Annotated in this window: 24 protein-coding genes; 21 read left to right on the top strand and 3 right to left on the bottom strand. The window is 50.0% G+C overall.

Features of this window, described 5'->3' with window-relative positions; genetic code table 11:
* Positions 1-42: 42 nt before the first annotated feature.
* Genes ureA through M493_RS09190 form a run of 8 tightly spaced genes read left to right on the top strand, consistent with a single transcriptional unit; the run spans position 43 to position 5681 of the window.
* Positions 43-348 (top strand): urease subunit gamma, encoded by a 306-nt coding sequence (ureA, locus tag M493_RS09225; protein ID WP_020755308.1) that lies wholly within the window; start codon positions 43-45, stop codon positions 346-348.
* A gap of 44 nt (positions 349-392) precedes the next feature.
* Positions 393-728, top strand: coding sequence for an urease subunit beta (locus M493_RS09220; RefSeq protein WP_020960054.1), 336 nt, complete (start codon positions 393-395; stop codon positions 726-728).
* Entirely contained in the window at positions 725-2434 is a 1710-nt protein-coding gene (gene ureC / locus M493_RS09215; RefSeq protein WP_020960053.1) for an urease subunit alpha, read from the top strand. The genes M493_RS09220 and ureC overlap by 4 nt, the downstream gene beginning before the upstream one ends.
* A 10-nt stretch (positions 2435-2444) precedes the next feature.
* Positions 2445-2891, top strand: coding sequence for an urease accessory protein UreE (ureE, locus tag M493_RS09210; protein WP_020960052.1), 447 nt, complete (start codon positions 2445-2447; stop codon positions 2889-2891).
* Positions 2884-3561: an urease accessory protein UreF gene (locus M493_RS09205; protein ID WP_020960051.1), complete on the top strand. Its 678-nt coding sequence runs from the start codon at positions 2884-2886 to the stop codon at positions 3559-3561. The genes ureE and M493_RS09205 overlap by 8 nt, the downstream gene beginning before the upstream one ends.
* Before the next feature lie 49 nt (positions 3562-3610).
* Complete coding sequence (ureG, locus tag M493_RS09200; RefSeq protein WP_011231413.1) at positions 3611-4225, top strand: urease accessory protein UreG; 615 nt, start codon at positions 3611-3613, stop codon at positions 4223-4225.
* On the top strand, positions 4222-5037 hold the full coding sequence (locus tag M493_RS09195) for an urease accessory protein UreD (protein WP_011231412.1): 816 nt from the start codon (positions 4222-4224) through the stop codon (positions 5035-5037). The genes ureG and M493_RS09195 overlap by 4 nt, the downstream gene beginning before the upstream one ends.
* A 20-nt stretch (positions 5038-5057) precedes the next feature.
* On the top strand, positions 5058-5681 hold the full coding sequence (locus M493_RS09190; RefSeq protein WP_020960050.1) for an urease accessory protein UreH: 624 nt from the start codon (positions 5058-5060) through the stop codon (positions 5679-5681).
* A gap of 110 nt (positions 5682-5791) precedes the next feature.
* Here the strand turns inward: M493_RS09190 and M493_RS09185 are convergent, their stop codons facing one another.
* Both M493_RS09185 and M493_RS09180 read right to left on the bottom strand, forming a co-directional pair.
* The gene (locus tag M493_RS09185; protein WP_020960049.1) at positions 5792-6271 is read right to left on the bottom strand and encodes a GNAT family N-acetyltransferase; all 480 of its coding nucleotides are present in this window, start codon (positions 6269-6271) and stop codon (positions 5792-5794) included.
* Between the two features lie 119 nt (positions 6272-6390).
* On the bottom strand, positions 6391-7560 hold the full coding sequence (locus M493_RS09180) for a tetracycline resistance MFS efflux pump (protein ID WP_041267925.1): 1170 nt from the start codon (positions 7558-7560) through the stop codon (positions 6391-6393).
* A gap of 270 nt (positions 7561-7830) precedes the next feature.
* Between M493_RS09180 and M493_RS09175 the strand changes: the two genes are divergently transcribed.
* Positions 7831-9210, top strand: coding sequence for a D-serine ammonia-lyase (locus tag M493_RS09175; RefSeq protein ID WP_020960047.1), 1380 nt, complete (start codon positions 7831-7833; stop codon positions 9208-9210).
* Between the two features lie 51 nt (positions 9211-9261).
* Positions 9262-9819 carry a sugar O-acetyltransferase gene (locus M493_RS09170; protein WP_020960046.1) on the top strand — a complete coding sequence of 186 codons (558 nt, stop codon included), beginning with the start codon at positions 9262-9264 and terminating at the stop codon, positions 9817-9819.
* 60 nt (positions 9820-9879) lie between these two features.
* On the opposite strand, the gene M493_RS09165 is transcribed toward M493_RS09170, so the two are convergent.
* Entirely contained in the window at positions 9880-10530 is a 651-nt protein-coding gene (locus M493_RS09165) for a cyclase family protein (RefSeq protein WP_020960045.1), read from the bottom strand.
* 426 nt (positions 10531-10956) lie between these two features.
* Between M493_RS09165 and M493_RS09160 the strand changes: the two genes are divergently transcribed.
* The 11 genes from M493_RS09160 (at position 10957) to M493_RS09110 (ending at position 24842) form a co-directional block, all read left to right on the top strand.
* The gene (locus M493_RS09160; protein ID WP_020960044.1) at positions 10957-12393 is read left to right on the top strand and encodes an aldehyde dehydrogenase family protein; all 1437 of its coding nucleotides are present in this window, start codon (positions 10957-10959) and stop codon (positions 12391-12393) included.
* A gap of 395 nt (positions 12394-12788) precedes the next feature.
* Positions 12789-13553 carry an enoyl-CoA hydratase gene (locus tag M493_RS09155; RefSeq protein WP_020960042.1) on the top strand — a complete coding sequence of 255 codons (765 nt, stop codon included), beginning with the start codon at positions 12789-12791 and terminating at the stop codon, positions 13551-13553.
* Positions 13554-13843: 290 nt separating this feature from the next.
* A complete protein-coding gene (locus M493_RS17700) occupies positions 13844-14296 on the top strand; it encodes a pyroglutamyl-peptidase I (protein ID WP_420480323.1) in 453 nt (150 codons plus the stop codon).
* Positions 14297-14558: 262 nt separating this feature from the next.
* Positions 14559-15653 carry a GntR family transcriptional regulator gene (locus M493_RS09145; protein WP_020960040.1) on the top strand — a complete coding sequence of 365 codons (1095 nt, stop codon included), beginning with the start codon at positions 14559-14561 and terminating at the stop codon, positions 15651-15653.
* Between the two features lie 94 nt (positions 15654-15747).
* Positions 15748-16434, top strand: coding sequence for an L-ribulose-5-phosphate 4-epimerase (gene araD, locus M493_RS09140; RefSeq protein ID WP_020960039.1), 687 nt, complete (start codon positions 15748-15750; stop codon positions 16432-16434).
* A gap of 16 nt (positions 16435-16450) precedes the next feature.
* Entirely contained in the window at positions 16451-18145 is a 1695-nt protein-coding gene (locus M493_RS09135) for a ribulokinase (RefSeq protein WP_020960038.1), read from the top strand.
* A gap of 16 nt (positions 18146-18161) precedes the next feature.
* Positions 18162-19652: an L-arabinose isomerase gene (gene araA / locus M493_RS09130; RefSeq protein ID WP_020960037.1), complete on the top strand. Its 1491-nt coding sequence runs from the start codon at positions 18162-18164 to the stop codon at positions 19650-19652.
* 430 nt (positions 19653-20082) lie between these two features.
* On the top strand, positions 20083-21396 hold the full coding sequence (locus M493_RS09125; protein ID WP_041267924.1) for an ABC transporter substrate-binding protein: 1314 nt from the start codon (positions 20083-20085) through the stop codon (positions 21394-21396).
* A 124-nt stretch (positions 21397-21520) separates the two neighbouring features.
* Positions 21521-22453: a carbohydrate ABC transporter permease gene (locus tag M493_RS09120; protein ID WP_020960035.1), complete on the top strand. Its 933-nt coding sequence runs from the start codon at positions 21521-21523 to the stop codon at positions 22451-22453.
* A 54-nt stretch (positions 22454-22507) separates the two neighbouring features.
* Positions 22508-23302, top strand: a complete 795-nt coding sequence (locus tag M493_RS09115; RefSeq protein WP_051391590.1) for a carbohydrate ABC transporter permease — start codon at positions 22508-22510, stop codon at positions 23300-23302.
* A gap of 31 nt (positions 23303-23333) precedes the next feature.
* Positions 23334-24842: an alpha-N-arabinofuranosidase gene (locus tag M493_RS09110; protein WP_020960033.1), complete on the top strand. Its 1509-nt coding sequence runs from the start codon at positions 23334-23336 to the stop codon at positions 24840-24842.
* Positions 24843-24904: the final 62 nt, after the last annotated feature.

Here is a 24904-nt window from a genome sequence, read left to right as displayed (position 1 = left end):
TGCGAGTATAGGCGGGAGCATTCAAGAGGGGGGAAGAGATGAGTGAAACTGACTCCGCGTGAACAGGAAAAGCTGCTGATCGTCGTTGCCGCTGATTTGGCGCGCCGCCGGAAAGAGCGGGGCTTGAAGCTAAATTATCCGGAAGCGGTGGCGCTCATTACGTATGAACTGATGGAAGGAGCCCGCGACGGGCGGACGGTGGCGGAGTTGATGCAATACGGCGCAACGATTTTGACGCGCGATGATGTGATGGAAGGCGTCGCTGACATGATCGACGAGATTCAAGTCGAGGCGACGTTTCCGGACGGCACGAAACTCGTCACGGTCCACCAGCCGATCCGGTCGTAATAGCGCCGGCCGATTCCGATGAAGGTGGATAAAGGAGTGATCTTATGATCCCAGGAGAATACCGATTGCGCGACGAACCGATTGTGTGCAACCGGCAAAAGCCGGTTACGAAGCTGACGGTCATAAACCGCGGCGACCGCCCGGTGCAGGTCGGTTCCCATTTTCACTTTTTTGAAGTCAATTCGTTTCTCGAATTTGACCGACAGGCCGCATACGGAAAACATTTGAACATCCCAGCCGGGACAGCGGTCCGTTTTGAACCCGGGGATGCGAAGCAAGTGGAGCTCGTCCCGTTCTCCGGCAAGCGCCGGGTGTACGGACTAAACAATATGGTCAACGGTCCGCTTGATAACAACGGGAAGGAGGGAGCAAGAGAATGAGTTTTTCCATGTCAAGACGGCAATACGCGGATATGTTTGGACCGACGACCGGGGACTGCATCCGGTTGGCGGACACAGACTTATGGATTGAAATTGAGCATGACTATACCGTTTACGGCGATGAAGTGAAATTCGGCGGCGGGAAGGTGATTCGCGACGGGATGGGGCAGCATCCGCTCGCTGTCCGCGACGAAGCGGTCGATTTAGTGTTGACGAACGCCGTCATCGTTGATTACACCGGCATTTACAAAGCCGATATCGGGGTCAAAGATGGAAACATCGCCGCCATCGGCAAGGCGGGGAATCCGCTGTTAATGGACGGCGTCAATATTGTCATCGGCGCCTCAACGGAAGTGATCGCGGCCGAAGGGAAAATCGTGACCGCTGGAGGAGTGGATGCCCATATCCATTTCATTTGCCCGCAGCAAATCGAAACCGCCCTGTCATCCGGCATTACGACGATGATTGGCGGCGGGACCGGGCCGGCGACCGGAACGAATGCCACGACGTGCACGCCGGGAGAGTGGAATATTTACCGGATGCTTGAAGCCGCCGAAGCGTTCCCAATGAATCTTGGGTTTTTAGGAAAAGGCAACGCGTCGGCGAAAGAGCCGATCGCGGAGCAAGTGCGCGCGGGCGCGGTGGGACTTAAGCTTCATGAAGACTGGGGAACGACGGCGGCAGCGATTGATGCGTGCTTGCAAGTGGCTGATGAGTACGATGTGCAAGTCGCCATTCATACCGATACGTTGAATGAAGGCGGGTTTGTCGAGCATACATTGAAGGCCATTAACGGACGCGTCATTCATACATACCATACGGAAGGGGCGGGAGGCGGACATGCGCCCGATATTATGAAAGTCGCCAGCTTCCCGAACATTTTGCCTTCTTCCACGAACCCGACGCGGCCGTATACGAAAAACACGCTCGATGAGCATTTAGATATGTTAATGGTGTGTCATCATTTAGATCCGTCCGTTCCAGAAGACATTGCCTTTGCTGATTCGCGCATCCGCAAAGAAACGATCGCGGCAGAAGACATTTTGCACGACATCGGCGCCTTCAGCATGATCAGTTCCGACTCGCAAGCGATGGGACGGGTCGGTGAAGTCATTTTACGTACGTGGCAAACGGCCGACAAAATGAAAAAACAGTTTGGCCGCTTGCCGGAGGAAACGGGGCGAGGCGATAATGTCCGCGTCAAACGGTACGTAGCCAAATATACGATCAACCCGGCTATCACTCATGGCATCGCGGAGTATGTCGGGTCAGTCGAAGTCGGAAAATTCGCAGATTTGGTCGTTTGGCATCCCGCTTTTTTCGGGGTCAAGCCTGAGCTCGTCATCAAAGGCGGGATGATCGCCTACAGCGTGATGGGCGACCCGAACGCCAGCATTCCGACGCCGCAGCCCGCTCTGTACCGCCCGATGTTCGCCAACTATGGCGCCGCCGTCGCGAAAACGTCCATTACGTTTTTGTCCAAAGCGGCGTTCGAACGCGGCGTCCCTGACAAACTGCGATTGCACAAAATCGTCAAACCGGTTGGAAACATTCGTTCGTTAACGAAACACGATATGGTGTTCAACAACGCCATGCCTCAAATCGATGTCGATCCGCAAACGTATGAAGTGAAGGTCGATGGGCGGCTCATCACGTGCGAACCGGCTGAAGTTGTGGCCATGGCGCAACGATATTTTCTATTTTGAGGTGATGATGATGATTGTAGAAACGGTTATCGGCAACATTCGAGCTCTTTCTTCTCTCCCCCCGCACATCGAACGGGTGTACATGCCAAGCGATGATTTAGTAAAACGAATTCAGCGGGTGGTGACCGACCACGGGAGGGAGATTGGCATTCGCTTGAAAGAAGCGAAAGAATTGGTAGACGGAGATGTGTTATGGATGGATGAGCATAATGCCATTGTCGTATCCGTTCTTCCCGATGATTTGCTTGTCATCCAGCCTGTTTCCATGAAACAAATGGGGGAGATTGCTCATCAGCTCGGCAACCGCCACTTGCCCGCCCAATTCGAGGAAGGGGAAATGCTCGTCCAATACGACTATTTAGTCGAAGAGCTGCTCCAGCAACTCGGCATCCCGTACAAGAGGGAAAAACGGAAAGTAAAACAAGCGTTCCGCCATATCGGGCATCGCCATGACTGACCAACAGTTGTTGTGGCTGCTGCAGCTCTCCGATTCGAATTTTCCGTCTGGAGCATTTTCCCATTCCTTTGGGTTTGAAACATACATGTACCATGAACAAATTGGCGATGCCAAAACGTTTGGCGATGTGCTTGTCGCTTATATTCAGACCCAGCTGACGTATACGGATGGATTGGCGTGCCGGATCGCCTATGAGCAGTTGGAAGTCGACCGTATGGAAGGACTGCGGCGGCTGAACGACACGCTGTTTGCTCTCTGCTTGGCGAAGGAAACGCGAGAAGGAACGAGAATGATTGGGGGGCGCTTATGGAAACTGTGCCGCGACATTTACGGAGTCGATGAATTGGATGAGATCGTGCAAACGACGCGGTCCATTCATCCGGCCATTGTGTTTGCGGCGGTTGGCCGCAAAATCGGAGCAGCCAAACAAACGACGGTGCTGACGTATTTGTTTGCTTCCGTACAAACGATGGTGCAAAACGCGGTCCGCGGCATCCCCCTCGGTCAAACGGACGGGCAAAAGCTTCTTGTCATGGTGCAGCCATATTTGATTCATGCCGCAAGCATCATCGAGACGCTCGACGAAGAGGAGCTCGGAGCGGCAGCCGTTGGTCTGGAAATTGCACAAATGCAGCATGAACGTCTTCCTGTTCGATTGTTTATGTCGTAAATCTTGTTTGACGTGGAACGAAAGAAGGACAGAGAAGGGAGAATCCAGAATGGAACCGGTACGAATCGGCATCGGCGGCCCGGTCGGCGCCGGCAAAACGATGCTTGTCGAGAAGCTGACGCGGGCGATGCATCGCCGTTTTAGCATCGCGGTCATTACGAATGATATTTATACAAAGGAAGATGCCCAGTTTTTAATCAAACATAGCGTTCTGCCGGAAGACCGGATTATCGGCGTCGAAACGGGCGGGTGCCCGCATACGGCCATTCGCGAAGACGCATCAATGAATTTTGCGGCCATTGATGAACTGAAACGGCGCCATCCAGATGTGGAACTCATTTTGATCGAGAGCGGCGGCGATAACTTGGCGGCGACCTTCAGCCCGGAGTTGGTCGATTTCTCCATTTATGTCATCGACGTCGCCCAAGGGGAGAAAATTCCGCGCAAAGGCGGGCAAGGGATGATTAAGTCGGATTTGCTCGTGATCAACAAAATCGACCTTGCCCCTTACGTCGGCGCCAGTCTGGAAGTGATGGAACGGGACGCCAAAGCAGCGCGAGGGGCGAAGCCGGTCATTTTTACGAATTTAAAAGAAGAGATTGGTCTTTTTGACGTTGTGGATTGGATCGAAAAACAGGTGCTGCTGGCAGGGCTGGAAGAATGAGCTGGACGGGGCGTTTGCGATGTACAGCGGTCGTGAAAAACGGCCGCACCGTCATTTTGGACAACTATAGTGAAGGGGCGCTGAAACTGATGCGTCCTGTTTACCTCGACCCGGCTCATCCGACGTTATATCTTGTCCACGTGGGCGGCGGGTATGTCGATGGGGATTCATATGATATGGAAATCTTCCTCGAGCCCAGCGCCCGGTTGATGGTGACGACCCAGTCGGCGGCGAAAATCTACAAAACTCCTTCAACGCCTGTAAGGCAGTATACACGATTGTCACTTGGGGAGCAAAGCGTACTTGAATATTTCCCCGACCCGACGATCGCCTATGAGCATGCGCGCTTTTATCAAGAAACGACGGTGTACATCACGCCAAGCTCCACGTTCGTTTATGGCGAAATCATCACACCTGGATGGTCGGAAAGCGGCGAGCTGTTCCGCTATGATTGGATTCGCTCGAAACTGAAGGTGTATCAAGACGAGGCGCTCGTTCTGTTTGATCATCTGTACTTGGACTCGCGGCAGCACTTAACGAGCATGCTGCAGCTCGGCGGCTACACGCATGTCGGATCATTCGTGGCTCTTTCTCCGTTTATCACAAAGGAAGTGTTAGAACAGTTCAACCAATTCATGGAAGAGATGCCGCAAGAGGTTCGCTGCGGTTTTTCAGCGGCGGCCGTTCCAGGCTTTTCTGTACGTATATTGGCGTATGAAACATCGGTCATCGAAGCGATATTCCAACGCGTCCAACAGTTCATTCGCCAACAATGCGGTGAGAAAGCGCCAGTCTGCTGGAGGAAATATTGAGAAGGGAAAGGATGAAGACAATGGGATCGATATGGCCTGTGCTCTTGTTTGGATTGTTGCTAGGAATGAAGCATGCGACGGAACCGGATCACGTCATTGCCGTTTCGACCATTGCCAGCCGGACGAAAAAACTGTCTCTTTCATCGCTGGCCGGCATGTTTTGGGGAATCGGCCATACGTTGACGCTGCTTGTCGTCGGGATGGCGATGATCGCCTTTGAGCGGCAAATTCCTGAACAGATTGCTTCTTATCTTGAAATGGGCGTCGGCATCATGATCGTTATTCTAGGAATTGCTAGTTTCCGTTCGACAATGAGGCTGGATCATCGTCACCAAGGCGATATTCATCATTTGCATGTGAAATCGACATTGATCGGCATCGTCCACGGTTTAGCCGGCAGCGCAGGAATGGTGTTGTTGACGATGACGACGGTCAAAGGAACTTGGATGGCTCTTGCTTTTATTTTGATTTTTGGCCTAGGAACGGTCATCGGCATGATGCTGTTCACGACGTTTCTCGGGATTCCGTTTGTTTGGATGAAAGCGAAACAGCAAGTCATGAATCAATGGATCGTGAAAACCGTCTCCCTCATCAGCATCGCCTATGGGGTCTATTACATGTATCATATCGCCGCCGAAATTTGACGCTCCTCGCGGCTGGCGTCATAGGTGGAGGGTTGTTCAAAACAAAGAAGCACCGGTCTTGGGAGAAGGCCGGTGCTTCTTTTTCGATGCGGCGTCATCATCACCTCGTGTCACACCAGTGATTTGACCAGCAACAACTCATCTCGAATAGGAATGCCGTCAGGACTTGTTTTCGGAATGTTTGGCTTGATTTGTCGCGCCTTGTCGACAGCGTTGGGAAAGACGTTCACAATTTGATAGCCGCGCTTTTGATAGAAACGAAGGGCATGCAAGTTGTCGTTGGTAGTGATCAGTTGAACAGCCGTGCACCTTTGTTGTCTCGCCCATGCCTCTGCCTCATGCAAAAGGGCGCTGCCGATGCCGCGGTTTTCCATTATGCTGTCTAGCGAGATGATCTCGCATTCGTTTCCGCAAATCACAAACGTAATGAGCCCGACGATCCGAGATCCATTCTCAACAGCCGCAAATCCATCCAGCTCGCTGCAGGTATAGATGCCGGTCGAGACAACCATTTGCGGACTTCCCCAATGGTCGTTGAAAAACTGGTTGACCATGGCGCGGTTCAATTGTTTGATTGGAACGATGTTCAAGGCGGTCCTCCTCCTGTACAGACGTTGATTTTTGATCACCCTAGAATAAGAGCTTTACTTCCATACGTGAGTGTAACTGGGAATAAATCGGTGCTTTTCTACCCCCATCCTCCTCTGTGTCAAAGGGCCGAGTCTTTTTGCATCATCGTTCGTTGAAACGATTGAAAAACAGCAAAGGAAATGAATGTTAGCACAATCCCTGACATATATGGCAAACTGGACTTTAAGGTAAACAGCCAGCCGGCGATCGCCGGGCCGCCAATGCGGCCGAGCGAATCGAACGAGGATAAGACGCCTGTTGCGCTTCCTTGGCCATCGGTCGTATGTTTCGTTAACAAGGCGGAGACACATGGGCGAATAACGCCGTTTCCAATGCCGAAAATCGTTAAATAGAGCGCGGCTGTCCAAAAGCTGTGAACGAATAAAATGAGAAAAAAGCCAACTGCTGACAGGAACAGCCCGACACGAATGACAGCGCCTTCCCCGAATGAGCGGATCAGTTTTCCAAGCAACCCTCCTTGGACGATGGCCCCTGCAAGCCCCATGATCATAAAGATGTAGCCAAGTTCCGTCGACGAAAGCCCCGCTCGTTCAGCGGCAAAATAGGCGAACGTCGCTTCAAGTCCAGCGAGGGAAAACGTGACGATGAGCTGCAACATGTATAGGCGTGCCAAAGGGCTTCGAAGAGCAGCCGTGAGCGATGGCCGTTTCCCCTGTGTGTTCGCTCGTTTTTCTCTCGGAAGCGACTCATGCAAGAAAACGAAAACGAATAGAGCGGTCAAGAGCGCCAAGCTGCCTGCCATCCAAAACGGAGCGGTTAAGCTCGCTTTCGAGAACACGCCGCCGATCCCCGGTCCGAAAATGAATCCAAGCCCAACGGCCGCTCCGATCATCCCCATTCCTTTGCCCCGGTCTTCTTCCGTTGTCACATCTGCGACGTACGCCATAGCGGCCGGCATCGTGGCCGCCGATAGACATCCGCCGATGATGCGAGCGGCAAACAACATCCAAAGTTTTGTCGCGACGGCGAGCAAGAAAAACGAAAGGGCCAAACCGAAAATGCCGACAAGCAGCATCGGCTTTCGTCCATAGCGGTCCGATAAATTCCCCCACATCGGCGCAAATAAAAATTGCATGAGCGAATAAACGGCCATCAACCAGCCGAGCTGCGTTGGCGTCGCGCCGATTGTTTCTGCGTAAAATGGAAGGACAGGGATAATAATGCCAAACCCGGCCATGACCAAAAACATCACGAGAAACAAAAGCGATAAACCGCGGCGATTGTCCATGATCATCATCTCCACGATATGGTTTGCCTCTTTCATCATAATGGAAAGACAGGCGTTTTTCAAAGCAGATCGCACCTTGCTTGGCCGTTCCGACGAGGCTGGGGATCACTCCTGAATGTCGCCCACAAACCATTTTCCTTCCTCCCCATTGACAATGGAAGCGGTTTTCGCGAGACTGGAGGTAAACGGTTCGACAAACAATGAAGCGGACTTTGGACCGGCATCCGCCCAGGGTGCGAAACGACAAACACGCATGGGAGAGAATGGTGCATGATGACCAAAAACGAAATCCAAAAGTGGATAAAGGAATTCCCGCTGCTTAAAACGATCATGGCGGCCGAAGAGGTGTTTTGGCGCAATCCAAAATATCACGCGTTTGCGCAAGCTATTCGAACGATTCCTTTACGCGAACGCGATGTCAAGGAGGCGGAAGAACGATTGCGCCGCTTTGCCCCCTACATCGCGAAAGTTTTTCCCGAGACGCAGCCAGCCCATGGCATCATCGAATCCCCTTTAGTCCGGATTCCGAACATGCAACGGCGTTTGGAAAAGATGTTTCAGACAAACATCGAGGGGGAGCTGTTGCTAAAATGCGACAGCCATCTCCCGATTTCCGGGTCGATCAAAGCGAGAGGGGGAATCTATGAGGTTCTGAAACATGCGGAAGACCTCGCGCTCGCCAACGGGATGATCACCATAGGAGACGACTATGCGGTCATGGACAGCGAAGAATTCCGGCAATTCTTTTCCCGCTATTCGCTTGTCGTCGGTTCGACGGGAAATTTAGGCTTGAGCATCGGCATCATCGGGGCAAAGCTTGGGTTCCGCGTCACCGTTCATATGTCAGCCGATGCGAAACAATGGAAAAAAGACTTGTTGCGAAGCAAAGGGGTCACCGTCATCGAACATCTCACCGATTACAACCAGGTGGTGGAAGAGGCGCGAAGACAGTCCGCCGAGGATCCAACGTCGTATTTTATCGATGATGAGAACTCGATCCATCTGTTTTTAGGCTATGCGGTGGCGGCGTTTCGGCTGAAAAAGCAATTAGAGGACATGAACATCACGGTTGATGAAACCCATCCGCTCTTTGTGTATCTTCCTTGCGGCGTCGGCGGCGGTCCGGGCGGGGTGACGTTTGGGCTGAAGCTCGTGTACGGCGATCATGTGCATTGCTTTTTCGCTGAGCCGACGCATTCGCCTTGCATGCTGCTTGGGTTGATGACAGGAGAGCACGACCGCGTGTCGGTGCAAGATTTTGGCCTCGACAATAAGACCGAAGCGGACGGGCTGGCGGTGGGGCGGCCGTCGCGGCTGGTGGGGAACATGCTTGAGAACGTCATCAGCGGCGTCTATACGGTGGACGATGCGACGCTTTACCGCTTGCTCGCGGCGATGGTGGAAACGGAGGAAATCTATTTAGAGCCGTCCGCCTTGGCGGGGGTGGCGGGGCCTGTTCGGCTGTTTCGTGATTTGGCGGGGCAAACGTACGTAGAGGCAAACGGTTTGAAAGAAAAGATGAAAAACGCCGTCCATATTGGCTGGGCGACAGGCGGAAGCATGGTGCCAAAGGATGTGATGGAGGCCTATTATCGGGAAGGCGTGCGCATCGAAACGATGACAGGGAACGGTTTTTCTGAAGGACGATAAGATCATTCCATGGAGTTTTGAAACGAATGCATGAAATGTTGGAGGGGTTCGATGAAAACCGAAAAAGAAAAGATGGTGGCGGGACACTTGTACAATCCTGCTGATCCGGAGCTCGTCAAGGAGCGGGAGCGGGCGCGGCGGCTCGTTCGTTTGTATAATGAAACGTTGGAAACGGAATATGAAAAGCGAACCGCTCTGCTCAAAGAACTGTTCGGTTCAACGGGAGAACGGCTGTTTATCGAGCCGAACTTCCGCTGCGACTACGGCTATAACATTCACGTCGGCGAAAACTTTTTTATGAACTTTGATGGCGTGATTTTGGATGTATGTGAAGTGCGAATCGGCGACCATTGCTTCATCGGTCCCGGTGTGCACATTTATACGGCGACTCACCCGCTCGATCCGCACGAACGAAATTCCGGGTTGGAGTACGGAAAGCCGGTTGTGATCGGCCATAACGTCTGGATCGGCGGGCGGGCCGTCATCAATCCGGGCGTCACGATCGGCGACAACGCTGTCATTGCCTCAGGGGCGGTCGTGACAAAAGATGTCCCCGCTAACGCGGTCGTTGGCGGAAACCCGGCGAAAGTGATCAAATGGCTCAAATAGCCCAAGGCCGCGCCCCGCGCAAAGCATGTGCGGGGCGTTTGGTTGCATCATCCTTCTTTGTTACGCCCACTGCACTGCCACCGCCCGAACAGGCGAACCGTCGCAGCTAGGCAAGGAAAGAGGGAGGGCAATAATATACGGGTCATCAAAATCGATTCGCTCGAAGTTCACGAAATTTTCTCCGATCACCCCGTTGGCGCCAAGAATAAGTTCGTGGGCGCGGAACGACGAGCCGTCGGGCGGATCGATGTTCAAGGCATCGATGAAAAACGTCCGCACGCCGCGTTCAAGCATCGCTTCAATCACATCCGGCGCAACGTACGGATGGCGGAAATACCGCTCCGTTCCGGCATAGCGCGACCAACCGGTGTGAAAAAGAACGATCGTCCCCGGCGACAGCTGCGGGAGATACGGGGCGGCATCTTTGATCGTCACCGCTTCGCCGTCTTGTTTTCCTCTGGCCTCAACGACCACACCGCGGCCAAGAAAATACGTGAGCGGCACGTCATCGAGCCGCCAACCGTGTTCGTAAAAGTGAAACGGCGCATCCACATGCGTGCCGCTGTGCGACCCAAGCACCAAGCGGCTGACGTGATAGCCGTCTTGGGCGAACGTCGCCGCCGGTTCGATTTTCGGCTTCGGATCCCCCGGGTACACCGGAGTTTGGGCCGTGATCGGCATGGTGAGGTCGATGAGTGTTTTGATGTTCATTTCCAAATCTCCTTCTACACTATTTTTGGCTGCTTTTATCATACAACAAAAACATAGGAGAAGGAGGAATTAGAAAGCCATCATCATGCCTTGCGGGGCTGAACGGTTAGCTGAGGAAATGTTGCGCCGAACGTTGGGCGGCCGGTGACCAAGGGCTATGTTGCTTGTCTTTCCGCGAATAGGGGCAAGCAGTTTGGCGGCAAACCGAGCGACGGAGTGTTATCATAGAGAGGGGAGGGGAACGTCACCCGTAACGAGAGAGGCGAATGATGGCGCTGCATGGCAACGGACGGCTTTCGTAAACAAAGGACAAGTGGAAGGATTTTCACGCGCGATGGCGAATGAAACAAATAAACAGGGCATGCGGGACATATACTGAAGGGGAAAATTTCGGCCGCGTGCTTAAAAGAAGGGAAGGGTGAAAAGATGCCAACCGCGGTGCAGAAACAGAAGCTATACATCAACGGCGAATGGCGGGAAGGGAAGTCTTACACTGAATTGAAATCACCGTATTCACGCGAGACGATCGCCGAAATCCCGGCTGCATCGGAAGAAGAAGTTGACGAAGCGATCGCGGCGGCGTACGCCGCGCGGCAAACGATGGCCGCTATGCCTGCTCATGAGCGGGCCGCCATTTTAGAGCGGGTTGTCGAGCAGCTGAAAGCGCGGCAGGAAGAAGCGGCAAGGTTGATCGCGCTGGAAGCAGCCAAACCGATCACCACGGCGAAAGGGGAAGTCGCCCGCACGATTCAAACGTACAAATTCGCCGCCGAAGAAGCGAAGCGCATTCATGGGGAAACGCTGCCGCTTGACGCCGCGCCGGGCGGGGAAAACCGCATTGCCTTGACGGTCCACGAACCGATCGGCGTCATCGGGGCGATCACGCCGTTTAACTTTCCGATGAACTTGGTCGCCCATAAACTTGGCCCGGCCATCGCCTCGGGCAACACAGTTGTGTTAAAACCAGCCAGCCAAACGCCGCTGTCCGCCTATTTTATCGCCGAATTGTTCGAAAAAGCCGGTTTGCCGAAAGGGGCGCTCAACGTCGTCACCGGAAGCGGCCGCACGGTCGGCGACAAAATCGTCACCGACTCGCGCATCAGCATGATCACCTTCACCGGCAGCCCGGAAGTCGGCATCGCGATCCGCAATAAGGCGGGCTTAAAGCGGGTGACGCTCGAGCTCGGCTCGAACTCGGCCGTGATCGTCGATGAACAGGTCGATCTTGACCGCATCATCCCGCGCTGCGTATTTGGCGCGTTTACGTTCCAAGGGCAAGTATGCATTTCGCTCCAGCGCATTTACGTGCATGAGAATCGTTATGATGAGTTCGTCGAAAAGTTTGTCTCGGCCGCGAAACAGTTGAAAACAGGCGATCCGCTTGACCCGAACACCGACGTGTCGGCCTTAATTACGCCAAACGACGTCGACCGGGCGCTCTCTTGGATCGAAGAGGCGAAACAAGGCGGCGCCAGCGTCGTTCTTGGCGGCGAGCGCGACGGCAACATCTTGCTCCCGACGGTCATTGTGGACGCCGAACCGACGATGAAAGTGTCGTGCCAAGAAGTGTTCGCCCCGATCGTCTTGATCAACCGCATCCGTTCGATCGATGAAGCCATTGAGTTGGTCAACGACTCGCGTTACGGCTTGCAGGCAGGGGTGTATACAGACAACGTCCATACCGCGTGGAAAGCAGCGAAACAACTGCACGTCGGCGGCGTGCTGATCAACGACATCCCGACGTTCCGCGTTGACCATATGCCATACGGCGGCGTGAAAGAAAGCGGGTTTGGCCGCGAAGGGATTCGCTATGCGATCGAGGAAATGACGGAGTTGAAGTTGATTATTTTTAACGAAAATTAAAATCAAAACAATAAACGATAGCGGCTGTTTTGACCATGAGATACGCTGTCCTCCCGCTTTCGTTGCCTATGCCAATGGGGGCTGGTTGCCGCCGCCGCTGCCTGCGCACCCCCAAGCGCATAAAACAGCAGCCTGATTGCACCAAGGAACGGAAAGACCGTCTGGGGACGGGCGAGTGCCGCGCTCAGTGAAATTGATAAACGCATAAAACGGTAGCTTGATCGCATCAAGGAATGGAAAGAACGTCTAGGCGCAGGTGGGTGCTGCACAATGTGGAAACGATCAAACGGCGGGCGCTTTTCATCACGAGCGCCTGTTTTTTTATGCAGAAAAAAGGAATTTCGCTTCTTCGTCGGGAAATGAATACATGAATGATGATTCAGAGGGGGAGAGCCATGGAGACAGTGGTGCTGACATTTGACCAAAACAAGGCGATATTGGAATTGAACCGCCCGCAGGCGCTCAATGCGATGGATGTGCAAATGCTCGGTGAGCTTGTCGAAGCGCTGCGGGCCATCAAAGAGAGTGAGGCGGACATCGTCGTTATCCGCGGCAAGGGAAGGGGGTTTTCCGCTGGCGGCGATATTAAAACGATGCTCGCTGCTGATGATCCGAGTCAGTTTCAAACCGTGATGAAAACGATTCAGGAGATGATCACGCTCTTGTATACGATGCCGAAAATCACCGTGTCGCTCATCCACGGTCCGGCAGCCGGCCTTGGGTTCAGCTTTGCCTTAGCGAGCGATTGCCTCATCGCCACCAAAGACGCGCGCCTGGCGATGAATTTCATCGGCATCGGCCTCATCCCTGACGGCGGCGGGCATTTCTTCCTGGCGCAGCGGGTCGGGACCGCAAAAGCCAAACAGATCATTTGGGAAGGAAAACCAATGGATGCAAACGAAGCGCTGCAGCTCGGGCTCGTTGACTTCGTTGTCGAGAACGAGGAGCAGGCCGAACAAATCATCGCTTCCTTGCAAACAAAACCGCTTCAAGCCATGATCGCCACGAAAATGCTGTACGCTGAACAAACGAAAGCAGATTTGCTTCGCGTCCTTGACCTCGAAACCGACGCCCAGCAGCGCATGCGGCAAACCGAAGACCACCGCGAAGGCGTCCGCGCCTTTTTGGAGAAGCGGAAGCCGGTGTTTCGGGGGAGATAGGAAGGGGGAGCGGCTTCTGTTCTGAAAGCAGACAGGAACTGGTAAGTAGAAGCCGCTCTTCATTGTCTAAACGTGCTTCCCAACAAGCCAATTTGGCTAAAGATATTAACCCATTTCCAAATAGACCGTATGGAATGGGTAGGCGTGTTCGTTGACCCAACGGTTATTTTAGACTACTACCTAGGCGGCAGCCCGAACAACCGAACAAATTGCGTCAATAAGCAATTTGATAATTTAATGGCAAAGGCGAAAGTGGAGCAAAATAATCAAAAACGATACAAACTTCTTCTTTGCGTTGTTTAGCGTATGTAGCGGAAATTGAACCGGATGCCGTTATATCACTTGGCCTCGCCGCCGGGCGCACCAAAATTACTCCAGAGCGAGTGGCGATCAATTGTCAGGACGGAGGGCCCGATAACCGCGGGATAAAAGTACAAGATGAATCGATTGTCGAAGGCGGGCCAGCGGCATATTTCTCTACATTGCCAATTCGTCAATTTGTCAACGCATTGAATGAACAAGGCTATCCCGCCCAGATCTCCAATACCGCGGGAACGTATTTGTGCAATCATGTGATGTATTCTGTTCTGCATAAAGTAAGCAGTGAAAGTTTGTCCGTTCAGGCCGGGTTTGTTCATCTCCCCGCTTCACACGAGCTTGCCATCCAACGACCGACCTTGCCTAGTTGGTCCTACAATGATTTGCGGGATGCGGTGGTAGTAATGATTGAAGAGCTGACATAACGGTCAGCTGGCATAGCATTGCCCTGTCGCTCATCTTTCATCATTGGAGGCGTCCTAATATTTTAGGGCGTTTTTTTATTTTAAGGAATTGATCGAGAACTGTTTTCTAAAAAATTGTTCTACATCAATAGCTCAAAGGCTGAATCTACAGTCTTTCGAAAGGAAAGTGCCTTTTCAAAATGAAATAAAAATAGATACGGACAAATCAAAACTGTTATAATAAAATTAATTTGTATCTCATTTTTGTTTGCTGAGGTGGACTATGAAGGAGAAAACGCTGCCGAAATATATGCAATTGAAACAGGAAATTTTATCTTGGATCGTTTCTGGAAAAATGAAGCCAGATGAGAAAATTCCAACTGAACACGAAATCGCCCATCAATTTCAACTGAGCCGCCATACCGTCCGACAGGCGCTGGGGGAGCTCGAGAAGGAAGGATGGCTGTACAAAATTCAAGGGAGCGGTACGTTTGTGTCCCGGCCGAAGCCGAAGGAACAAGTCGACACGAAAACGATCGGGATCGTGACGACGTATATTTCTGATTATATCTTTCCGCATATCGTTCGTGGGGCGGAGGAGACGTTGCGGGAGAAAGGGTACCGTCTCTTGCTTGCCAGCACGAATAATGATAAACAGAGGGAAAAAGAACAACTGGAGGAGATGATTCGCGAGCCGTTAAGCGGACTGATTATTGAACCGACGAAAAGTGCGCAAGGAAATCCGAATTTAGGCTACTACTTGTCGCTTAACAATCTCCATATCCCATACGTGATGATTAACGCCCGCTATTTGGAAGTGAGTTGTCCGTGCGTCAAAATGGACGATGAGAAGGGCGGATTTTTATTGACTGATCATCTCATTCGGTTAGGGCATCGCCGGATTGCCGGTTTCTTTAAAACGGATGACTTGCAAGGAGTCGACCGTTTGCGCGGCTTTATTCGCGCCCACCAGCAGCACGAGGTGCCGGTGGCGACGGAGTATCTTCTTCCATATGCAACGGAAGAGAAATGGACCAAGCCGATTCAGGTGGCGCGTGAGTTTTTGCGGCGGCCGAAAGGGGAGCGGCCGACGGCGTTCGTTTGCTATAACGATGAATTGGCCATTCAGTTGCTTGAAGTGATCCGCCAACAAGGATTGTCTGTTCCGGAGGATGTTTCGATCGTTGGGTTTGATGATTCGACGTTTGCGACAGCGACGGAAGTAAAGTTGACGACGATCCGCCATCCGAAAACGGAAATGGGGATTCAAGCGGCCGAGTTGCTTATTCACATGATTGAGCAGCCTGCTGCTGAGAAAATTGAGGATATTATTTATGAACCAGAGCTTATTGTCCGGAACTCTACAAAGGAAATATAAAAATATGTATGAAATTAAAGAAAAAATTGTGGAAAAATTGTACGTACAAAATTATAATGGAGGTGAAAGAACTTTTTGATGGGGAGTGGGGGCAATGCTCGAGGAGCTGAAACAGGCCGTATTGGAGGCCAATTTGCAGCTCCCGCAATACCGTCTTGTGACGTTTACGTGGGGAAACGTGAGCGGAATTGACCGGGAGCGCGGATTGGTTGTCATTAAGCCGAGCGGGGTGGCGTATGACAAACTGACTGTGGACGATATGGTAGTTGTCAATTTAGACGGCGAAGTGATCGAGGGGCACTTGAAACCGTCGTCCGACACCCCGACCCATGTATGGTTGTATAAACAATTTCTAGGAATCGGTGGAATTGTCCATACCCATTCAACATGGGCGACGACTTGGGCTCAGGCTGGAAAAGGAATTCCAGCATTAGGAACGACGCACGCGGACTATTTTTATGGGGAAATTCCGTGCACCCGCCCGATGACCAATGAAGAAATTCAAGGGGCTTATGAACTAGAGACCGGAAAGGTGATTACGGAAACGTTCCGTTTCCTTGATCCGCTGCAAATGCCTGGCGTTTTAGTACATGGGCATGGACCGTTTGCTTGGGGGAAAGATCCAGCAAACGCTGTTCATAATGCTGTTGTTTTGGAAGAAGTGGCAAAAATGGCAGCAAGAACATTCATGCTCAATCCGAACGTACAGCCGATCAGCCAATCGCTGCTTGACCGCCACTATTTACGCAAGCATGGCGTCAATGCTTACTATGGGCAATAAGGGGAGGGAGAACTAGATGGGCCAAAAATATGTCATTGGCATCGACTATGGGACGGAATCGGGACGGGCGGTTCTCGTTGATCTAGACGGAAACGAAATTGCGGATCATGTCACTCCATACCCTCACGGAGTTATCGATGAAGTCCTGCCGGAATCGAACGTACAACTCGAGCCAGACTGGGCGTTGCAACACCCGGGTGATTATGTCGAAGTGTTGGCGACCGCTGTCCCGGCCGTCTTGCAAAAGTCTGGAGTTAGTCCATCGGATGTTATCGGGGTCGGGATCGATTTTACGGCTTGCACAATGTTGCCGGTTGATGCCTCCGGAGAGCCGCTTTGCTTGAAACCAGAGTTTAAGCATCGCCCGCACAGCTGGGTGAAACTGTGGAAGCACCATGCCGCTCAGGATGAGGCGAACTTGCTCAACGAGATCGCTGCCAAACGAGGGGAAGCGTTTTTGCCGCGATATGGCGGAAAAATTTCATCTGAATGGATGATTGCGAAAATTTGGCAGATTCTAAACGAAGATCCGGAGATTTACGAACAGACTGACCTTTTCCTTGAGGCGACCGATTGGGTCATTTTCAAAATGACTGGGAATATCGTCCGTAACAGCTGCACAGCGGGCTATAAGTCGATTTGGCATAAGCAAGATGGGTATCCAAGCAAGGAATTTTTCCGGGCGCTTGACCCGCGGCTGGAACACTTGACAGACACGAAACTGCGCGGCCCGATCGTTCCGCTTGGCACGAGAGCGGGAGTGCTGACGAACGAAATGGCGGCCATGATGGGCCTTCTTCCGGGAACAGCCGTCGCCGTCGGAAATGTCGATGCCCATGCGGCCGTACCGGGTGTCGGGGTTGTCGAACCAGGGAAGCTGGTGATGGCGATGGGAACCTCGATTTGCCACATGCTGCTGGGCACGGAAGAAAAATATGTCGAAGGCATGTGCGGGGTCGTCGAGGACGGCATCATTCCCGGGTATTTCGGTTACGAAGCCGGCCAATCTGCAGTTGGTGACATTTTCGCTTGGTATGTGGAGCAAGGCGTTCCCGCATATGTGAAAGAAGCGGCAGAAAAAGAAGGAGTCAGCGTCCACGAATGGCTTGAGAAGCGGGCAGCTGCCTATCGGCCGGGGGAAACCGGGCTGTTGGCGTTGGACTGGTGGAACGGCAACCGCTCCGTATTGGTCGATACCGATTTAACCGGGCTCATCATTGGCTATACGTTGCTAACGAAACCAGAAGAGATTTACCGTGCGCTGCTTGAAGCAACGGCCTTTGGCACACGCAAAATTATCGATGCTTTCGTTGAAAACGGTGTCAAAGTTGACGAATTGTACGCGTGCGGCGGGCTGCCGCAAAAAAATAAACTGCTCATGCAAATTTATGCCGATGTCACCAACCGCGAGATCAAAATTGCGGCTTCGAAACAAACTCCGGCGGTGGGGGCGGCTATGTTTGCGGCGGTCGCGGCCGGCAAAGAAAACGGTGGATATGAATCGATCGTCGACGCAGCCCAAAAGATGGGGAAAGTGCGCGAAGAGACGTTCAAGCCAATTCCAGAGAATGTCGTAATCTACGAGCAGTTGTACCAAGAATATACGAAGCTTCATGATTATTTCGGCCGTGGGGAAAACGATGTCATGAAACGGCTCAAACATTGGAGAGAAACCGCACGGGCGGCGAACGAATCGGTGACTTTATCGTAAATGGGGAGGGGCAATCATGCTGTCATTACGTCCTTATGAATTTTGGTTTGTAACAGGAAGCCAGCACTTGTACGGGGAAGAAGCATTAAAGCAGGTTGAAGAACATTCGAGAATCATGGTCGATGGGTGGAACCGCGATTCGGTATTTCCGTTCCCATTCGTTTTGAAACCGGTCGTCACAACGCCAGAGGAAATCCGGCGCGTTTGCCTTGAGGCGAATGTGAATGAACAATGCGCTGGGGTGATCACCTGGATGCATACGTTCTCGCCGGCGAAAATGTGGATTGGCGGCCTTTTGGAACTGCGAAAACCGTTATTGCATCTTCATACTCAATTTAACCGCGATATTCCGTGGGACAGCATCGATATGGACTTTATGAACTTAAACCAATCGGCCCACGGCGACCGGGAATACGGATTTATCGGCGCAAGAATGGGAGTCGCCCGAAAAGTGGTGGCCGGGCACTGGGAAGACTCAAGCGTCCGCGAGCGGCTGGCGAAGTGGATGCGAACGGCCGTCGCCTTTGCGGAAAGCCGCCATCTCAAAGTCGCCCGTTTTGGCGACAACATGCGTGAAGTGGCAGTGACTGAAGGGGACAAGGTCGGAGCGCAAATCCAATTCGGTTGGTCGGTCAATGGCTATGGCGTCGGGGATTTGGTTCAATACATCCGCGATGTTTCCGAACAAAAAGTCAACGAACTGCTTGAGGAATATGCCGAGCTGTATGACATTGTGCCCGCTGGCCGCCAAGACGGGCCGGTTCGCGAGTCGATCCGTGAACAGGCGCGGATTGAACTTGGATTAAAGGCTTTCTTGAAAGACGGGAACTTTGCCGCTTTCACGACGACGTTTGAGGACTTGCATGGGATGAAGCAGCTCCCGGGACTCGCGGTTCAGCGGTTGATGGCCGAAGGATATGGCTTCGGCGGCGAAGGCGACTGGAAAACAGCCGCACTCGTCCGGTTGATGAAAGTCATGGCTGACGGCAAAGGGACGTCGTTTATGGAAGATTACACGTACCACTTTGAGCCGGGCAATGAAATGATTCTTGGCGCCCATATGCTCGAAGTATGCCCGACGATCGCCGCAACCCGGCCGCGCATTGAAGTTCATCCACTGTCGATCGGCGGAAAAGAAGCCCCGGCCCGCTTAGTCTTTGACGGTGGTGAAGGGGCGGCCGTCAATGCGTCGCTAATCGACTTAGGGCACCGATTCCGCCTCATTGTCAACGAGGTCGATGCGGTCAAAGTGGAGCACGACATGCCGAAATTGCCCGTTGCGCGCATTTTATGGAAACCGCGGCCGTCGCTTCGTGATTCGGCCGAAGCATGGATTTTGGCTGGCGGCGCCCACCATACATGCTTCTCATTTGCAGTTACAACAGAACAACTGCAAGACTTTGCAGAAATGGCCGGCATCGAATGCGTCGTGATCAATGCACGTACGTCCGTCTCATCGCTCAAAAATGAATTGAGATGGAATGAAGTGTTTTGGCGGGGGAGATAAGAAACATACTATACGGGAAGATAGAAGGACTTGTCGTCTAAGGGCGTAGATCGAAGAAAAGGAGAGATTGTGCCTATATTTTTTTAAATTAAGATGTTTGGTTATTTGTGTGAGTTGTCTGTGTTTGTGAATTTATACGTACATGTTTGCTGGCTTGGTGGTAAATAAAAATTGATTTTTTTGAATTATTGTATTGAAAAAAATATGCGTGGTGGTAAAATTAAATCAAAAGTTATACGTACAACAAATAGAAAAATCTATTTTTGGGTTAAAAATGTAAGGTCAAATTGTTTTCAAATCCTTTAGGAAAGGATTTGAAATAAAATTAGGGGGAGGTGGTTAATTTTAAAAGCGTTTTCAATTTTTCGGCGGTGTGGCAGTTTATAAGGGGATTTTGGAAAACGGAGAAGGGGGCAGAAAGATGAAAAAGGTGAAGAGATTTTCTACGTTGTTACTAGTAATGGTCATAACAATGTCACTGTTTTTAACTGGTTGTTCAGGTGACTCCTCAAGCAGCTCTGGACAGGAAGGAAAAAGTGAAAATGGTGCTACTAAACTAACGTTGTGGACATTTGGAGAGCAACATGCCGAGTTTTTTGAGTTTATGGCTGATGAGTGGAACAAAAAAAATCCTAATAAAAAGATTCAGTTGGAAACTACCGTTTATCCGTATGAAGATATGCATAACAAACTGCTTTTATCTTTGCAATCGGGAGTAGGAGCACCAGACATTGCGGATATCGAGATTTCTCGCTTCTCCAACTATTTAAAAGGAAAACCACAGTTAGTAGAGTTAAACGATATTATAGAACCTGTAAAAGATAAAGTTATTCAATCGAGATTTGATATCTATTCTAAGAATGGAAAGTACTATGGGATTGATTTTCACGTAGGTGCGACCGTTATTTACTATAATAAAGAACTGCTAGATAAAGCAGGGGTAGATCCCGATCAAATCGTTACATGGGATGATTTTAAGGAGGCAGGTAAGAAGGTAGTTAGTGCCACAGGGAAACCGATGATTACAATTGAAGTAGATGGACCATGGACTTATTGGCCTTTGGTTGTACAGCAAGGGTCCGATTTTTACAGTAAGGATGGTAGTGTAATTGTAGATAACGATACCAACATAAAAACATTAACCTTTTTGAAGCAATTGCTAGACGAAAAAATTGCTGTAGTTGCTCCTGGCGGGCAACATCATGCAGAAGAATATTATGGGTTTATGAATAAAGGTGGAGCCGCATCTGTTATGATGCCGCTGTGGTACATGGTGAGGTTTACAGATTACATGCCAGATCTAAAAGGTAAGATGATTATCCGTCCAATGCCAAAATGGACAGCAGATGGAAAGCGTTCGGCTGGTATGGGTGGTACTGGAACCGCTATTACTAATCAAAGTAAGAATGTAGAACTTGCAAAGGAATTTTTGGCGTTTGCCAAATTATCTAAGGAATCCAACATTCAAATTTGGAAACAACTTGGGTTCGATCCGCTTCGCTGGGATGTTTGGAGCGATCCTGCACTGAAAGAACCGAATAAATATACAGAATACTTCGGTGATTATATTTTTGATATTTTAACAAGTGTGAAGGATGAGATCAATTCGCCGACAGTTACTGAAAATACTCCGAAAATGAATGAGTTAGTGATTCAATCTGCCTTGCACAAAGTTTTAAGAGAAAAGAGCACGTCCCCAGAACATGCTTTGAAAAGCGTTGCAAATGAAATGAGGAAACAATAAGAAGAAAAATGGCTTAGCTTCCCGAGGGAAGATTCGAATAATGCCATGGATTTGAATCTTCCCTCACCATCCGATGTTTCTCGGCACGGGAAGCATATACCATTGGAAGTGAGGGGAAGTATCGGTGGAAAATAAATTAGACTACTCAATACAGGCGGTATCACGGAAACAAAAGAAAAATCGAATTATTTTTTCTCAAAAAGTTGCTCCGTACATTTTCGTATCACCGTTTATTCTATCTTTTTTAATATTTTTTCTTTATCCTTCCATTTCAACAATTATAATGAGTTTTCAAGAAGTGTTACCTGGCGAAACAAAGTTTGTTGGGATAGAAAATTATAAAAAATTATTCAATCCACATTTTTATGCGGCTTTGCGTAATACAACAATTTATACTATTTGGACACTAATTATCTTGATCCCCCTTCCTTTAATACTGGCGGTCATATTGAATTCTAGAGCCGTACCAGGACGTAATTTTTTTCGATCTGCCTATTTCATACCAGCTTTAACTTCTACCATCGTAGTCGGTATAGTATTCCGCTTAATCTTTGGGGAGTTAGAATCAGCCCCTGCGAATACGTTATTGAAACTATTAGGGTTACCAGCTCAGCAGTGGACAATGCATTGGGGAACAGGAATGTTTTTAATGGTATTTTTAGCCTCTTGGAAGTGGTTGGGGGTTAATATTTTGTATTTTCTCTCGGGATTGCAAAATATCCCAAAGGAGCTTTATGAGTCAGCAGAGATGGATGGAGCAGGGGTATTTAGGAAGTTTTTTTATATTACACTTCCCCTTCTGAAGCCCGTAGTAATTTATGTATTAACTATTAGCATTTTTGGTGGGTTTAGAATGTACGAGGAAAGTTTTGTGTTTTGGCAAAATCAGTCACCTGGTGATATTGGACTTACTTTAGTAGGTTACATTTATAAGGAAGGGTTTATGAACAACGACATGGGATTCGGTTCGGCTATCGGGATCGTACTGTTAATCATTGTGTTTGTTATTAATATTATTCAGTTGAAGATTACAGGAGCCTTTGGGAAGGAGGGGTAAGGTTTGACAGAGACAACGAAAACTCACCCGATTGCAAAGATAATAATTGTATTAATGTTATTAGTACTAGCTATTGTTGTACTTTTTCCGTTTTTTGCTCTATTACTTGCATCTTTTAAGCCATCTACAGAGTTGCTTAGATATGGTTTGAATTTGAAATTACAAGCACATTTGATGTCATTTAAAAATTACATTTATCTTTTTCAAGACGGGGCGAAGTATCTAACTTGGTATAAAAATAGTTTGATTATCACAGCCGTAGGAACGGTGTTATCGTTACTCTTTTCTTCTATGGTTGGGTATGCATTGGCTGTTTACGATTTCAAAGGCAGAAATGCAACTTTTATTCTTGTTTTGGCTGTAATGATGATTCCAACTGAAATTTTGATGCTACCTTTATACAAATTGATGGTGTCCTTCAAAATGATTAACACATACTGGGGAGTTATTGTTCCCACCATGGTAGCTCCTATTGCTATTTTCTTTTTTAGACAATATGCATTAGGGTTGCCAAGGGAATTGCTTGATGCTGCTAGGATAGATGGATGTTCTGAGTTCAGAATTTTTTTTAGTATCATGGTTCCGTTAATGAAACCTGCGTTCGGGGCAATGGCCATCTTACAGGCAATGGGTTACTGGAACAGTTTTCTATGGCCAACAGTCGTTCTAAGAACAGAAGATATGTTTACATTGCCAATCGGTTTATCAGGATTGTTAACTCCTTATGGCAATAACTACGATATTTTAATTTCGGGATCCTTGTTAACAATTCTCCCGATTATTATTTTATTTATGTTCTTCCAGCGGTATTTTATTTCCGGATTAACAGTTGGGGGAGTAAAAGGCTAATAGCAAATAATATAGAAAGGATGTACTAGCTATGAATGCAAAGAAAGCAACCATGATCATCGAAAAAGACTTCAAAATCGCCGAAATCGACAAACGCATTTATGGCTCGTTTATCGAGCATCTCGGCCGTGCAGTGTATGGAGGAATTTATGAGCCAGGCCACCCGCAGGCCGATGAAAACGGCTTTCGGCAGGATGTCATCGAACTGGTGAAAGAGTTGCAAGTCCCAATTATCCGCTACCCGGGCGGGAACTTTGTGTCCGGGTACAATTGGGAGGATGGAGTTGGGCCAAAAGAAAAACGGCCGCGGCGGCTGGATTTGGCGTGGAAATCGGTAGAGACCAATGAAATCGGATTGAATGAGTTTGTCGATTGGGCCAAAATGGCCGGGGCCGAAGTGAATATGGCCGTCAACTTGGGGACGCGTGGCATTGATGCGGCACGCAACTTAGTCGAATACTGCAACCATCCATCAGGATCGTATTACAGCGACTTGCGCATTTCCCATGGCTACAAAGAGCCGCATAAAATTAAAACGTGGTGCCTAGGCAATGAGATGGACGGCCCGTGGCAAATCGGCCATAAAACGGCCGTCGAGTACGGACGAATCGCCTGCGAAGCGGCCAAGGTCATGAAATGGGTCGATCCGACAATTGAACTCGTCGCCTGTGGCAGTTCGCATCGGAACATGCCGACGTTTGCGGAATGGGAAGCGACCGTTTTGGATCATACGTATGAGCATGTCGATTATATTTCTCTCCATCAATATTACGGAAATCGCGATAATGATACAGCCAATTATTTGGCGCTGTCGCTGGAAATGGACGATTTCATCCGTTCCGTTGTGGCGATCGCTGATTATGTGAAGGCGAAAAAACGGAGCAAAAAAACGATTCATCTCTCGTTTGATGAATGGAATGTCTGGTACCACTCGAACGAAGCAGATAAACAAATTGAGCCGTGGACCGTGGCACCGCCTCTGTTGGAAGATATTTATAACTTCGAAGATGCGCTTCTTGTCGGCTGCATGCTTATTACACTCATGAAACATGCGGACCGGGTGAAAATTGCCTGCTTGGCTCAATTAGTCAACGTCATTGCGCCGATCATGACGGAAAAGAACGGTCCAGCTTGGAAACAAACGATTTATTATCCGTTTATGCACGCCTCTGTTTATGGCAGAGGAGTGGCGCTGCATCCGGTTATTTCGAGCCCGAAATACGACAGCAAAGACTTCACCGATGTTCCGTACTTAGAATCCATTGCGGTTTACAATGAAGAAAAAGAAGAAGTGACGATTTTTGCGGTCAACCGTGATATGGAAGACGCGTTGTTGCTGGAATGCGATGTTCGCAGCTTTGAAGACTACCGTGTCATTGAACATATCGTTTTGGAACATGACAACGTGAAACAAACGAATTCGGCCCAATCTTCCCCGGTTGTCCCACATCATAACGGCGATGCCCAACTGTCCGGCGGGAAAGTGTCGGCCATGTTGCCGAAGTTATCGTGGAACGTCATCCGTTTAGGAAAAAGATAAGTAACCGAAGGCTGGTCTGATGGCCAGCCTATCCGTCTGAAAAAGGAAAGGAGAGACGGGAC

The sequence above is a fragment of the Geobacillus genomosp. 3 genome (assembly GCF_000445995.2).
GTDB lineage: Bacteria > Bacillota > Bacilli > Bacillales > Anoxybacillaceae > Geobacillus.
The sequence above is the reverse complement of the archived record's forward strand: the minus strand, read 5'-3'. Positions and strand labels throughout refer to the sequence as shown.

Bases quoted from the DNA above. Each gene is read 5' to 3' on its own strand.
- M493_RS09220 (WP_020960054.1), top strand. From the start codon at position 393: ATGATCCCAGGAGAATACCGATTGCGCGACGAACCGATTGTGTGCAAC.
- ureC (WP_020960053.1), top strand. From the start codon at position 725: ATGAGTTTTTCCATGTCAAGACGGCAATACGCGGATATGTTTGGACCG.
- ureE (WP_020960052.1), top strand. From the start codon at position 2,445: ATGATTGTAGAAACGGTTATCGGCAACATTCGAGCTCTTTCTTCTCTC.
- M493_RS09205 (WP_020960051.1), top strand. From the start codon at position 2,884: ATGACTGACCAACAGTTGTTGTGGCTGCTGCAGCTCTCCGATTCGAAT.
- ureG (WP_011231413.1), top strand. From the start codon at position 3,611: ATGGAACCGGTACGAATCGGCATCGGCGGCCCGGTCGGCGCCGGCAAA.
- M493_RS09195 (WP_011231412.1), top strand. From the start codon at position 4,222: ATGAGCTGGACGGGGCGTTTGCGATGTACAGCGGTCGTGAAAAACGGC.
- M493_RS09190 (WP_020960050.1), top strand. From the start codon at position 5,058: ATGGGATCGATATGGCCTGTGCTCTTGTTTGGATTGTTGCTAGGAATG.
- M493_RS09180 (WP_041267925.1), bottom strand. From the start codon at position 7,560: ATGGACAATCGCCGCGGTTTATCGCTTTTGTTTCTCGTGATGTTTTTG.
- M493_RS09175 (WP_020960047.1), top strand. From the start codon at position 7,831: ATGATGACCAAAAACGAAATCCAAAAGTGGATAAAGGAATTCCCGCTG.
- M493_RS09170 (WP_020960046.1), top strand. From the start codon at position 9,262: ATGAAAACCGAAAAAGAAAAGATGGTGGCGGGACACTTGTACAATCCT.
- M493_RS09165 (WP_020960045.1), bottom strand. From the start codon at position 10,530: ATGAACATCAAAACACTCATCGACCTCACCATGCCGATCACGGCCCAA.
- M493_RS09160 (WP_020960044.1), top strand. From the start codon at position 10,957: ATGCCAACCGCGGTGCAGAAACAGAAGCTATACATCAACGGCGAATGG.
- M493_RS09155 (WP_020960042.1), top strand. From the start codon at position 12,789: ATGGAGACAGTGGTGCTGACATTTGACCAAAACAAGGCGATATTGGAA.
- M493_RS09145 (WP_020960040.1), top strand. From the start codon at position 14,559: ATGAAGGAGAAAACGCTGCCGAAATATATGCAATTGAAACAGGAAATT.
- araD (WP_020960039.1), top strand. From the start codon at position 15,748: ATGCTCGAGGAGCTGAAACAGGCCGTATTGGAGGCCAATTTGCAGCTC.
- M493_RS09135 (WP_020960038.1), top strand. From the start codon at position 16,451: ATGGGCCAAAAATATGTCATTGGCATCGACTATGGGACGGAATCGGGA.
- araA (WP_020960037.1), top strand. From the start codon at position 18,162: ATGCTGTCATTACGTCCTTATGAATTTTGGTTTGTAACAGGAAGCCAG.
- M493_RS09115 (WP_051391590.1), top strand. From the start codon at position 22,508: ATGTTATTAGTACTAGCTATTGTTGTACTTTTTCCGTTTTTTGCTCTA.
- M493_RS09110 (WP_020960033.1), top strand. From the start codon at position 23,334: ATGAATGCAAAGAAAGCAACCATGATCATCGAAAAAGACTTCAAAATC.